The sequence below is a fragment of the Algoriphagus sp. genome, from assembly GCF_030694375.1.
Classification (GTDB): Bacteria; Bacteroidota; Bacteroidia; order Cytophagales; family Cyclobacteriaceae; genus Algoriphagus.
Map to the genome: position 1 here is coordinate 72,069 of NZ_JAUXYL010000027.1, position 13,029 is coordinate 85,097.

Below are 13,029 nucleotides of genomic sequence, written 5' to 3' on the forward strand. Positions count from 1 at the left end.
GGTGATGAACCTCGGTAAATATAATTTATTAAGTCATATGTAAAACTTTTTAGTAGTCAATTTATTTACCGGATTGTTTCTAACTTTTCCCCAAAATGAGAAAGCCATAAAGTCGGTTTGTTTCATTAGTTGGAAAAAAGAGTAATTTTAACCTGATTTATCGCAATATTGGATTTGATGAGCACGCAGCAAGAAGAAAAAATTAGAATTCTGTACGTCGACGATGAGGAAAATAATCTTCAGGCGTTTAAGGCTACTTTCAGAAGGGATTACAAAATATTTCTTGCAATCTCCGCCAAGGAAGGCACCGAAATACTTGAAAAAGAGGAGATTGACATCATAATCACTGATCAAAGAATGCCTGAAAAGACAGGTGTGGAGTTTTTAGAAGATATTATCCCAATTTATCCAAAGCCTATTCGAGTTCTCCTTACCGGATACACTGATATTCAGGCTGTAATCGACGCTATCAACAAAGGCCAAGTCTACCACTACCTTACCAAACCTTGGGAAGAAGATTACCTCAGAACGGTGATCAAAAACGCATTTGAGGTCTACTCGCTCAGGAGGGAAAATGAAAGATTAACCGATGCATTGCTCAAGGCAAATGAGCAACTGGAATTTCTTCTTCGCCAGAATTTACTTTCCTGATATCAATATCTGGCAGCCAGCAGCAGCTGTAGTTCCTTGTGATTTAATCCAAACTTTCGTGCTAAAAACGCATTTGTAAGACTACCTCGATAGGTATAGACTCCACGCAGGAACCACTTGTAGTTGAAAATCATTTCTTCTGCCCCACCCAAATCAGCCATCTGTAGAATAAGTGGAGTAAAAATATTACTCAGCGAATAAGAGGCCGTTCTTGCCACCCGGGAAGCGATGTTGGGTACGCAGTAGTGGATAACGTCATGCATTTTGTAAACCGGCTCATCATGAGTGGTCATTCGTGCTGTCTCTATACATCCCCCTTGGTCAATTCCTACATCGATGATTATGCTGCCATGAATCATATTGGCAACCATTTCCTCGGTAACCACAATCTTATTTCTTCCTTTTTCCGCGCGTAAGGCACCAATCACTACATCGGCTTCTGAGAGTGCCTGACCTAAACTAAAATTATCAATAGTAGAGGTGTAAATCTGCTGACCCAAAAGCTGCTTGATTCGTCTAAGCTTGTAAATATGGTTGTCAAATACTTTGATGTTTGCTCCCAATCCAATGGCAGTTCGGGCTGCATATTCGGCCACAGTACCCGCGCCAATAATAACAACCTGAGTAGGTGGAACACCCGTCACACCTCCCAGAATCATTCCCTTACCTTCATTTACGCTGGACAGGTATTCTGAAGCAATGAGCATAACGGTACTTCCGGCAATTTCTGCCATGGCTCTAACTACTGGCATTCCCCCAACTTTGTCTTCGAGATATTCAAAAGCTACTGCAGTAATCTTTTTTTCATTGAGTGCTTTAATAAACTCGGCATCTTGCTTTTCCAATTGTAACGCAGAAATCAAACAGCTACCAGGAGACATTTCAGCAATCTCCTCCACACTCAAAGGATCAACTTTCAGGACTACATCTGCCGACAGAACTTCCTTACGGGAATAAGCAATTTTTGCCCCTGCATCTGAATAATCCTGATCCTTAAACTTGGCACTTAGGCCTGCACCGGTCTCCACTATTACCTGAATATCATTATTACTCAGCAGTCCAACAGCTTCCGGCGTTAGTACAACCCGCTTTTCCTGTGAAGAAATTTCCTTGGGAATTCCTACATGAAGCGGCTTGGCACCTTTTTTTACCTGCAAAGGTGATTCTTTAGCAATCAGACTAACAGAAGTGAGTTCGCTTAATTCAGTTGACATCTTGGGCGTGTTGAAGGGTGATGGTTCTATCTTGTTCAGAATCCGAGATAATCCTAATGAGCAAAAATTCATTCGGGAGAAATTGAGCGATTTTTTCAGCCCATTCAATCCAGCAATAATCGCCACTATAAAAATACTCTTCTATTCCGATATCCAAAGCCTCGGTAGGATCATCCAATCTATAAAAATCAAAATGATAAATTTTGATTCCTGAGGAAGCATCATATTCGTTGACGATCCCAAAGGTCGGGCTGCTTACCTGATCATACACGCCCATTTCTTTTGAAAGCGCCTTGATCATGGTCGTCTTTCCGGCACCCATTTGGCCCTGAAAAACCCAGATCTTTTCACTACCCGCAAATGCAATAATTTGACGTGCAGCATCTTGAATCTGATCGAGTCGGTATTGAACGGTAATCAATGGTATTTTATCGTTTGGCTGTCAGGTGCACAATTGGCACAATCATTTCCTCCAAAGATATACCACCATGCTGAAAAGTGTCCTTATAATAATTGACATAATAATTATAGTTGTTTGGATAGGCGAAAAAATAATCCTCCACTGCAAAAACATACGAGGAAGAAACATTCAATCGCGGCAACTTTGCATCCTCAGGTTTTTTGATTTCAAATACCTTTCCGTGCTCAAAATTCAGGTTTTTCCCTTGCTTGTAACGGAGATTGGTCGTCACATTTTTGTCTCCGATGATTCGATAGGGTTTGTTTACTTTTTTGGTACCGTGGTCAGTAGTGACAATGACATCCGCTCCCGCACTTTGGATTTTTTTGAATAAATCAAATAGTGAGGAATGCTCAAACCAACTTCGGGTAAGGGAGCGATAGGCCGACTCATCCGGAGCCAATTCACGGATCATTTTCATGTCAGTTCGGGCATGAGACACCATGTCTACAAAGTTGTAAACCAGAATATTCAGATCATTCTGTAGGAAGGTGTGGAATTGATCCAAAACTGCCTTCCCCTGCTGGGTCTGAATGATTTTGTTGTAGGTAAACTTTATCGGAAGACGATTTTTGTCCAGATTGATCCTAATCCAATCTTCTTCGAATTTATTTTTCCCTTCATCAGAATCTTCATCTTCCCAAAGCGACGGATAAAATCGCGCCATATCCATTGGCATCATACCACTGAATAATGCATTTCTGGCAAAGGCAGTGGTGGTGGGTAAAATACTGTAATAAGTATCCTTTTCCTGCACATTGAAATATGGATTCAACAGATGCTCCAAAACTTCCCACTGATCCAAGCGAAGGTTATCGATCACGATGAGGAACAAAGGCTTTTTGTCTTTCAAAACAGGAAATACTTTCTCCTTCAAAACCCGGTGGGAAAGCAGGGGTTTATCGGTGTTTTTCTCCTCCATCCAATCCAAATAGTTGTCTTTGACAAATCTGGCAAAAGAGGTATTGGCCTCGGATTTTTGATTATCCAGGACCTCCAGCATGTTCTTGTTTTCTGTAGAATCAATCTGTAATTCCCAAAAAGTCAGCTTCCGGTATAGGTCAGCCCAGTCTCTGTGATCCTGTGCATCTCCTAAAGCCATACTGATTTGCATGAATTCCTGCTGATAATTCTGAGTTGTCTTGGTGTCGATCAGTTGTTTGTTCTGAAGGATTTTCTTTACCGAAAGCCAAATCTGACTTGGATTGAGCGGTTTGATCAGATAGTCAGCAATTTTGCCGCCTATCGCGTCGTCCATGATGTGCTCTTCTTCACTTTTGGTGATCATCACCACCGGAATCTGCGGCTTAATCTGCTTGATCTGCTGAAGGGTCTCCAATCCCGTCATCCCCGGCATCATTTCATCCAAAAAAATCACATCAAAGTTCCGCTCTTCAACCTGTTCTATCGCATCTACACCCGAATTAACTGTAGTGATCGCATAGCCTTTTTGCTCCAAAAAAAGAATGTGGGGCTTAAGCAGGTCGATTTCATCATCGGCCCAGAGGATATTGAATTTTTGAGACATGTGTATTTCCCTTTCTTTTAAAATTATAATTACTTTTGAGTCAATCAAATGAGCGCTGATTGAAAAGCCAGAAAATAATTAATGATCCAGTTTATGGATTCATTACCATCCCGAGTGAGTTAATTTTCACAATCATTGACCATCCATACTTCCAGAGATTACGCCGGATCAGACAGTTGGGTTTGACAGACTTTGTCTATCCCGGTGCGCTCCATACCCGATTCCATCATGCCATAGGCGCGATGCATCTGATGAGTATAACGCTGGACAATCTACGAATTAAAGGCACGGAAATATCCGATCAGGAATATGAAGCTGCCTTGATTGCAATTTTACTTCATGATATTGGACACGGGCCGTTTTCTCATGCGCTCGAATCCAGTCTACTCAAAGGAATTCCTCATGAAGCGCTATCGCTTATGACTATTGAACTCCTAAACGAACAATTAGGAGGTCAATTAGCGCTCGCTTTACGAATTTTTAAGAATCAATATGATCGAAAATTTCTGAATCAATTGGTGTCCAGCCAATTGGATATTGATCGATTGGACTACCTTCAACGCGATTGTTTCTTTACGGGAGTTTCGGAAGGCACAATCGGGGCAGATCGAATCATCAAAATGATGGCTGTCAAGGACGGACAATTGGTAATCGAGGAAAAAGGGATTTACTCCATTGAAAATTTCCTGAGTGCCCGTAGATTAATGTATTGGCAGGTCTACCTTCACAAAACGACTGTCAGTGCAGAAAAAATGCTTATCAATCTCATCCAAAGAGCAAAAAATCTCGCTCAAGCCGGAATGATATTTACTGTGACTGAGGAGTTTGAATTTTTCCTCAAAAATGACTTCGAACTCAAAGACTTCAGAAATGACCGAAGAATCCTAGAAAGCTTTTTGAGTTTGGATGATTTTGATATCTGGGGCGCAATCAAACTTTGGAAAAGCCACGAAGACTACGTGCTTCGCAATATTTCTCAGATGTTTTTGACTCGAAATCTTTTCAAGATTAATTTGGTCAACGAGCCATTTTCAATCGCTGAACTTGAAGAAATGAAAGTTAAAACGCTCAAAAAGCTTCAGATACCTGCGATCGACATCGATTACTTTTTTTGTTCAGGCAAAGTGAGCAACTATGGCTATTTGGCTACCGATCGAATTAATATTTTGACCAAAAAAGGAAAGGTAATGGACGTGGCTTTGGCAGCAGATTTACCGAATATCAAAGTAATGAGTAAGATCGTGGAGAAACACTACATATGTAAGGCTAAAAACCTAATTTTAACTAAATAAACTCGTTAGCCAGTTATGGAATTCACAGTAGGCCAACTTGCCGCACTTTTAGAAGGAAAAGCAGAAGGAGATGAAAATCAAACGGTAAACCGGCTTGACAAAATCCAAGATGGCAAATCGGGAGGAATCAGTTTTCTAGCCAATGAGAAATACGAGCACTTTCTGTACGAGACCAATTCAACTGCAGTCATTGTCTCAGAGGATTTTATTCCCGCAAAACCATATAAAACCACATTGATACGGGTAAAAGATGCCTATGTGGGATTTACTAAGCTGCTGGAAGCATACACTCAATTCACCAAAGCCATGGTGGTGGGCGTAGAAGAACCCAGCTACATCCATCCTTCCAGTGTAATCGGCGAAAATTGTTACCGGGGGGCATTTTCTTACATCGGGAAAAATTGCCAACTGGGCCAAAATGTAAAAATCCATCCCCAAGCATTCATCGGCAACAATGTAAAAATGGGTGATAATTGCATCATTCATTCCGGTGCCAAAATCAATTCCGATACGCAAATCGGTAACAATTGTGAAATCCTACCCGGAGCTGTAATTGGAGCCGATGGATTCGGTTTTGCACCACAGCCAGACGGCACATTCAAAGCAATCCCTCAAATCGGTAACGTAATATTGGAAGACGATGTAAGGATTGGCTCAAACACCACTATTGATTGCGCCACCATGGGCTCGACTATTATCCGCAAAGGGGTTAAAATAGACAATCAAGTACACATAGCACATAACGTGATCATCGGCGAAAATACGGTCATTGCAGCTCAAACGGGTGTTTCCGGCTCAACTGAAATCGGAAAAAACTGTGTTATCGCAGGAAAAGCCGGAATTGTAGGACACATCAAAATTGCAGACCATACTACTATAGGAGCTAATACAGGGATCAGTAAATCCATCAAAAAATCAGGTCAGACACTATTTGGGTACATGTCCATGGACATGAAAGATTTTTTGAAATCCTATGCGCTATTCAAAAATCTGGATGAGCTAGAGAAGCGAATCAGAGAACTGGAAAAAAAGGGCTAATTTTGTTGCCTTGAAATTCCGAAAGGAAAAAAAACATGAAATCAAGCATGACGAGTACGTCACACACTGGGATGATTATTCCCCATGCGAGATTCCCTGTCCGAATACAGGCGGGCATATGGCCTCTGAAGGGCAAATTATAATCATATGAAATGCCCATGAGAATAGCTTCTCACACAGGGGGATGATTATCCAGGGCATTCCATCTGACCGATAAAAAACAATTATAAACAGATGAAATCGAGCATGACTAAAAAGTCACACACTGGGATGATTATCGACCATGCGAGATTCCATGTGGCCTTAAAGAAAAAATTATAAACACATGAAATCAAGCATGACCCAAAGCGACACACAGAGGGATGCCCCGAGCTATCGGGGAATGCATGCGAAGATTCCCTGTCCGACTACAGGCGGGCATATGGCCCTATTAAATCAATTTTAAACACATGAAAGTAAAACAACATACCATTAAGAGACAGGTGGAGCTTTCCGGAGTAGGACTTCACACCGGGGTAGTTTCCAACATGACTTTCCTGCCCGCCCCTCCCAATCACGGCATCAAATTCCAGCGGATTGATCTGGAGGGCAGACCTACAGTTGACGCAGATTGCGATTTGGTTGTGGATGTTTCTCGTGGTACAACTTTAGAACAAAATGGTGCAAGAGTTTATACCGTGGAGCATGTCTTGGCAGCATTGGTAGGACTTGAGATTGATAACGTGATGATTCAGTTGGATGGTCCTGAGCCTCCGATTATGGATGGATCCTCGATCCAGTTTATTGAGGTTTTGGAAGATGCCGGTTTTGAAGAACAGAATGCGCTCAGAAGATTTTTTGAAGTTCAAGAAAGCATCCAATATAAAGATGTCGCTCGCGAAGTGGAAATGGTAGCTCTTCCCACTGATAATTATCGCGTGACTGTGATGGTGGATTACAATTCACCGGTATTGGGAAGTCAGCACGCCTCTATTACAGACATCAGCCAATTCAGGTCTGAGATTGCCAACTGCAGAACCTTCTGCTTCCTTCATGAACTTGAAATGCTCTATAACTCCAACTTGATCAAAGGCGGAGATCTGAATAACGCAATAGTAGTAGTCGATCGGGTCGTAGAAAAAGACGAATTGGCCAATCTGGCCAAAATGTTCAATAAGCAATCCGTAGAGGTCAAGAAGGAAGGAATTCTAAATAATGTAGACTTAAGATACAGAAATGAGCCTGCCCGTCACAAATTACTCGATGTCGTTGGGGATCTAGCCTTGGTCGGTAGGCCGCTTAAAGCACAAATTCTAGCTGCCCGCCCAGGGCATGCTGCGAATGTGGCCTTTGCCAAAAAGCTAAAAAGAGCAATGGAAAAAGCCGGAGCCTCCCATATTCCACATTACGATCCAAAGCTCCCTCCGGTAATGGACATCAATCAGATCAGCAATATCCTACCGCACCGTTATCCATTTCAATTAATTGATAAAATTATCTATCTGGATGAAAATGTGGTGGCTGGAGTGAAAAATGTAACGATGAACGAACCATTTTTCATGGGACACTTTCCCGGGAATCCTGTAATGCCGGGAGTACTTCAAGTTGAGGCAATGGCTCAAACCGGAGGTATTTTGGTCTTGAGTACCGTCGATGATCCGGAAAATTACTGGACTTACTTTCTTGGAATAGAAAATTGCAAATTCAGAAAAATGGTATTGCCAGGCGATACCTTAGTTTTTAAATGTGAACTTTTGGCGCCAATCCGCAGAGGAATAGCAAAGATGAAAGGCGAAGCCTATGTTGGAAATACACTCGTCTGTGAAGCTGTGATGACTGCCAGTATAACTCGAAAAGAATCATGATCAGCACCATGTCTTCTATTCATCCCGGCGCAACACTTGGGGGGAATGTTCAAGTAGATCCATTTACTATGATCCATGAGGATGTGATCATCGGTGAGAATTCGTGGATTGGTTCTAATGTAACTATTTACCCAGGAGCTAGAATCGGCAAAAACTGCCGTGTTTTCCCAGGAGCAGTGATTGCAGGTATCCCACAGGATCTGAAGTTTCAGGGAGAAGATTCTACAGTCGTCATCGGAGACAACACCACCATCAGAGAGTGTGTCACCATCAGCCGTGGCACTGTCGACAAACAAACCACCATCATCGGTAACAATTGCCTTTTGATGGCCTATGTACACGTAGCACACGACTGTGTCATCGGAAGTAATGTGATCATCGCAAACTCCGTTCAAATCGCCGGGCACGTATCGATAGACGACTGGGCAATCATTGGAGGATCCAGCGCGGTTCACCAATTTGTAAAAGTTGGAATGCATGCCATGATCTCGGGAGGTTCATTAGTCAGAAAAGATGTTCCACCATTCACCAAAGCTGCTCGGGAACCTCTTTCTTATGCAGGGGTCAATTCTTTGGGAATGAGGAGACGTGGGTTTTCCAGCGAAACCATCTCACACATCCAGGAAGTCTACCGCTACCTTTTCCTCAATAGTCTCAACAACAGCCGGGCTCTTGAAGAGATCGAAGTCAATCTGCCTGCAACCAAGGAGCGAGATGAAATCCTAAACTTTATTCGATCCTCAGAACGAGGAGTAATGAAAGGCTATATCAATTGATATGGTGAAATCGAGCTTGTCTTCCGGTAGGCAGGTGATGCCTTTAAAAAACAAATTTTAATCCTATGAAAATCCAGTTGCATGAGGCTTCTAAGCGCTTTCAATACGAATGGATTTTTAAAAATTTAAGCCTTCAACTCAAGAAGGGAGATTCTCTTGCAATAACCGGAGGAAATGGCTCTGGAAAGTCAACTTTGCTTAAATGCCTTTCCGGAGCTATTCCTTTTTCATCCGGAAATATCACTTTTGAATCTGAGGGAAATCTTATTCCCGAATCAGAATGGTATAACTATCTCTCCATTTCGGCACCTTACCTGGAGTTACCTGAGGAGTTCAGCCTCATCGAACTAATTGACTTTCATTTTAAATTCAAGCGTCCCCTCAATCAGGTCCAACCCAAAGAATTGATTGAGATACTTTACCTCGATCAGCATGCAACAAAGCCTGTTTCCCAATTTTCTTCAGGCATGAAGCAACGACTTAAATTGGGAATTGCGTTATTTTCAGACGTGCCGCTTATTTTGTTAGATGAACCGACCTCCAATCTTGATAAAAAGGGGATTTCCTGGTACACTGACTTGATTAAAAATTTCCAAAATGACAGAATTCTCGTTATATGCTCCAATGAGCCCCGAGAATATGAGTTTTGTTTACAAAAACTTGCTTTGGAAGATTTTAAGTAAAAAATTAACCTTTGAACTCTGCTTGATATCTTTAATTTTACAGCATTAAAATTTAGTTTTTATGAATTTGAACGTGTGGAAAGTAGCCGTTGTGGCTTTATTGCTTGTCGGTTTGCAGTCTTGTGGCGGCGATGGCCCTACTCCAACTCCCCCAAAAACACCTGAACAAATCGCTACTGAAGCTTTGACAGGAACAGGAACCCAAACTTGGGGAATTGCCGGTGGAGGTAGAGTCACCCGAGGAGGAAATAATGTTACAGACCTCTATTCGACTTTTGAGCTGATTCTCAACTCAGGTTCTTCCAAAACCTACACCACCAGAAATAGTAATGATCTATTTGATGCCAACGGAAATTGGGCGTTTGCAGGAACCAACTTTGATAAAATCACACTGACTGGAACAAAACCTGCAGCTGCAAGAGAAATGTCGTTTACCCAGACCGGCACTAACCTAAAATTGGTATTTTCCATCCCGGCACCCGGCGCAAGAATTAACGGGCAGTTTGCCATTGCAGGGGATTATGTGTTTGATTTGATTAAAAAATAATGTGATTATCCGCAATTCTACCAGTATGCTAAAATTGAACATGAAAAGAGCGGATAATCGTCGACAGACGACCGTCCACAGTCCACAGCTCGTCTCATCGGACTTCTAGCCTTATTTCCTATGGCAACTGGTAAGAGAGCGGATATACAGAAAAAATAAAAATAAACTCTAAAAAATCGAAAGGGAGCCCACTAAGCTCCCTTTTTTATTTCAAGGTCACCAATGTAACTCCTGCGCCACCACGATCGGCGTGTTCGTCTTCCATTTTACCTACCGGTGGCATGGCTCTAAGTAGATTTCTGGTGATTTCCCGAAGAATTCCGTCTCCTTTTCCATGAACAATCCGTAAGTGTTTCACACCAAGCATATGCCCCTCATCGATGAATGTCTGAATCAAGGATAGGATCTCCTCTCCTCGCTTGCCTCTCAGGTCAAGATTTGGGGAGTAGTCCATCATCTTAGCATTGGTATTGTAATTTCCTCGCTGCGCCAATGCCTTCTGCTCTTTTTTGACCTCCGTTTTTGAGATTTTCTCCAATCTGGAAAGCTTGACATTGGACTTTAAATCCCCAATTGTGATATCAACGTCCTTATTTCGGACCACAACTACCTGAGCTACTGCACCATTGTCTTTCAATCTAACCCAATCTCCTGACTCGATTTTCCCACCGATTACCACGATTTCAGGATCTTTGACAAGCAATTTTTCAGGCTTAACCTCTTTCTTGAATTCTTCCAATTCCTGACGAACCTGCTTGGTTATTTCTTTTTCGGCATTTCCTTCACGGATTTCCCGAATAGTCGCTTCAATCTTTTTGTTAGTCTGATCCAACAAAGATTTCGCCTCCTGCTTGGCCTCCTGGATGTATTTCTTCTTAGTCAATTCCAGGGTTTCCTTCAGCTGATTGTATTCTTTCAGCCTAACCTGAAGAAACTTATCTTTTTCCTTTACGTCCTTCAGCAAACCTGAATATTGGTTCTTTTCATTTTCCAATTGGGTCAAAAGCCGATCATAACGCACGCGCTCTTCTCCAATATTCGCTTTGGCATAGGCTAAAATCTCCTTGGATAGACCAATTTTAGAAGCAATCTCCAATGCAAATGAAGAGCCTGGCTTTCCGATTTCCAATTGATAAAGTGGCTCCAGGCGATCCACATCGTAGCGCATAGCACCGTTGACTAAGCCTTGATTTTTATTGGCAATCTGCTTCAGATTGCCATAGTGTGTGGTTAATACTCCGAAGGCCCCAAGTTTATTTAAGGAAAGTAAAATTGATTCCGCAATCGCCCCTCCAAATTGGGGCTCTGTGCCTGTACCAAATTCGTCAATAAAAAGGATAGTTTTCTTATTGGCAAATTGGGTGAAATGCTTCATGCTCATCAGGTGCGAGCTGTATGTACTCAGGTCATTTTCCAGATTTTGCTCGTCACCGATATCAATAAAGAAATTATCGAAAAGCGAACTCTTGGAATCCGGATGAACCGGTATCAACAGTCCACACTGCAACATGTATTGAAGCAGTGCCACAGTCTTTAAGGTGACAGATTTCCCCCCTGCATTTGGTCCGGATATCACCAGTAGCCGCTCGTGACCACCCAGCTTGATATCTATGGGAACAATTTTTTTCCCTTGAGATTTGAGCGCCATCTCCAAGATTGGATGCCTTGCCCGATTCCAACTCAGTATTCGCTCTTTGACCAATTCAGGTCTGCAGCTGTCTGTCTTTTGGGCAAACTTTGCTTTGGCACGGATAAAATCCATTAACCCAAGGAAGTTGGTTGCCTTGCGCAAAGCGGGAATTGCAGGCCTAAGCTGATCTGTGAGTCGAGTCAAAATCCGGATGATCTCCCGACGCTCCATGTATTCCAGGTCACGGATTTCATTATTGATGTCGAGCGCTTCCTCAGGCTCCATGAATACGGTCTGACCCGTGGCCGATTCGTCATGGATAAATCCTCTGAGCTTTCGCTTGTTTTCAGCAGACACAGGAATCACCATCCGACCACTTCGTATGGTCATGGAGGCATCATCAGGGGTTAATCCTTTGGCACGCGCTTCTTTGAAAATCCGCTCCATCACTTTTCGCAGCCTTCCTTCCTCATACAAAAGCTGAGTTCTGATCAGTTGCAATTCTTTGCTGGCATTGCTACGAATCTTCCCTTTCTCATCGATGATCAGATCAATTGCTTTGAGGAGATTCATGTCCAGATCGAGCAGAAGTCCCAATAGCGCGCTAAGGGTTGGATATTTTTCTCCATGATTTTGGAAAAAAGTAACACAGCCTTTTAGGGTTTGAAGCGCAAGCTTTACTTCGTAGAATTCCTCCTGATCCAAAAAAGCTCCTTCCAGCTTGGCTTTTTCAAGAAAAGGCTGAAGATTGGTGAAATTGGAGTTTGGAAAAACCTCACCTGCTATGAGAATCTGTCTAAACTCTTCGGTTTGGTCTAAAAGCCGCTGGACAAGGTTATAATCTGAAGAAAAAGCAACCTTTTCCACATAGTCCTGACCCAAAGAAGAAGTGCATTCCGCCTTGAGCAAGTCTTTGATTTTGACAAAATTGATCTTTTGATCGAGATTGGATGGGTAAAGCATTAGAATAAATCCTCCTTTTTTTCCGGAACAGATTCTCTTACCACAAGCGAATCGATCACTCGGGCATAGATTCGGTCCATTTTTTTGGCATCCTCCAGGTAGTACAGCATACTTCTGGTGAAAACCGAATCTTCAACGCCATGTTTAATAAAAACATCTTTCTCCATCAGCGAATAAAGGATCTGGGAAGAATCATAGGGAATGGGAAGTGCACTTACAATTCCTTCGGTCAACTGGATATCTATCAGCACATTGACCAACTCATTCTCAGACAAAATGCCAGAGGGCGTAGTGTAGCGATCACAACTACTGAAGAGCGTCAGAAAAAGCAAAAGGGTAAGAATTCGTTTCACGGCTTAAAATTAGGTTTTTTTAACTGATAATGACCTGACCGATTACCTAA

Annotated in this window: 12 protein-coding genes; 7 read left to right on the forward strand and 5 right to left on the reverse strand. The window is 42.3% G+C overall.

Annotated elements, in window-relative coordinates:
• The first annotated feature begins 177 nt into the window (after nucleotides 1–177).
• The gene (locus tag Q8M62_RS10865; RefSeq protein WP_304902329.1) at nucleotides 178–651 is read left to right on the forward strand and encodes a response regulator; all 474 of its coding nucleotides are present in this window, start codon (nucleotides 178–180) and stop codon (nucleotides 649–651) included.
• 2 nt (nucleotides 652–653) lie between these two features.
• Here the strand turns inward: Q8M62_RS10865 and Q8M62_RS10870 are convergent, their stop codons facing one another.
• The 3 genes from Q8M62_RS10870 to Q8M62_RS10880 are packed head-to-tail and all read right to left on the reverse strand — an operon-like array spanning nucleotide 654 to nucleotide 3,853.
• Nucleotides 654–1,865: an alanine dehydrogenase gene (locus Q8M62_RS10870; RefSeq protein WP_304902328.1), complete on the reverse strand. Its 1,212-nt coding sequence runs from the start codon at nucleotides 1,863–1,865 to the stop codon at nucleotides 654–656.
• Entirely contained in the window at nucleotides 1,855–2,286 is a 432-nt protein-coding gene (tsaE, locus tag Q8M62_RS10875; RefSeq protein ID WP_304902327.1) for a tRNA (adenosine(37)-N6)-threonylcarbamoyltransferase complex ATPase subunit type 1 TsaE, read from the reverse strand. The genes Q8M62_RS10870 and tsaE overlap by 11 nt, the downstream gene beginning before the upstream one ends.
• 7 nt (nucleotides 2,287–2,293) lie before the next feature.
• The gene (locus Q8M62_RS10880; RefSeq protein WP_304902326.1) at nucleotides 2,294–3,853 is read right to left on the reverse strand and encodes a bifunctional response regulator/alkaline phosphatase family protein; all 1,560 of its coding nucleotides are present in this window, start codon (nucleotides 3,851–3,853) and stop codon (nucleotides 2,294–2,296) included.
• A gap of 59 nt (nucleotides 3,854–3,912) precedes the next feature.
• On the opposite strand from Q8M62_RS10880, the gene Q8M62_RS10885 reads away from it, so the two are divergent.
• From Q8M62_RS10885 to Q8M62_RS10910, 6 genes are all read left to right on the forward strand, one after another.
• Nucleotides 3,913–5,145, forward strand: a complete 1,233-nt coding sequence (locus Q8M62_RS10885) for an HD domain-containing protein (RefSeq protein WP_304902325.1) — start codon at nucleotides 3,913–3,915, stop codon at nucleotides 5,143–5,145.
• A 15-nt stretch (nucleotides 5,146–5,160) separates the two neighbouring features.
• On the forward strand, nucleotides 5,161–6,183 hold the full coding sequence (lpxD, locus tag Q8M62_RS10890; protein ID WP_304902324.1) for a UDP-3-O-(3-hydroxymyristoyl)glucosamine N-acyltransferase: 1,023 nt from the start codon (nucleotides 5,161–5,163) through the stop codon (nucleotides 6,181–6,183).
• 449 nt (nucleotides 6,184–6,632) lie between these two features.
• Nucleotides 6,633–8,027 (forward strand): bifunctional UDP-3-O-[3-hydroxymyristoyl] N-acetylglucosamine deacetylase/3-hydroxyacyl-ACP dehydratase, encoded by a 1,395-nt coding sequence (locus Q8M62_RS10895; RefSeq protein WP_304902323.1) that lies wholly within the window; start codon nucleotides 6,633–6,635, stop codon nucleotides 8,025–8,027.
• Entirely contained in the window at nucleotides 8,024–8,803 is a 780-nt protein-coding gene (gene lpxA, locus Q8M62_RS10900) for an acyl-ACP--UDP-N-acetylglucosamine O-acyltransferase (RefSeq protein WP_304902322.1), read from the forward strand. The genes Q8M62_RS10895 and lpxA overlap by 4 nt, the downstream gene beginning before the upstream one ends.
• Nucleotides 8,804–8,868: 65 nt before the next feature.
• Nucleotides 8,869–9,486, forward strand: a complete 618-nt coding sequence (locus Q8M62_RS10905; protein WP_304902321.1) for an ATP-binding cassette domain-containing protein — start codon at nucleotides 8,869–8,871, stop codon at nucleotides 9,484–9,486.
• 61 nt (nucleotides 9,487–9,547) lie between these two features.
• Entirely contained in the window at nucleotides 9,548–10,033 is a 486-nt protein-coding gene (locus tag Q8M62_RS10910; RefSeq protein ID WP_304902320.1) for a hypothetical protein, read from the forward strand.
• A 205-nt stretch (nucleotides 10,034–10,238) separates the two neighbouring features.
• Here Q8M62_RS10910 and Q8M62_RS10915 read toward each other — a convergent pair whose 3' ends face one another.
• Both Q8M62_RS10915 and Q8M62_RS10920 read right to left on the reverse strand, forming a co-directional pair.
• Complete coding sequence (locus Q8M62_RS10915) at nucleotides 10,239–12,626, reverse strand: endonuclease MutS2 (RefSeq protein WP_304902319.1); 2,388 nt, start codon at nucleotides 12,624–12,626, stop codon at nucleotides 10,239–10,241.
• Entirely contained in the window at nucleotides 12,626–12,979 is a 354-nt protein-coding gene (locus Q8M62_RS10920; RefSeq protein ID WP_304902318.1) for a DUF4296 domain-containing protein, read from the reverse strand. Before Q8M62_RS10920 ends, Q8M62_RS10915 begins: the two co-directional genes overlap by 1 nt.
• Nucleotides 12,980–13,029: the final 50 nt, after the last annotated feature.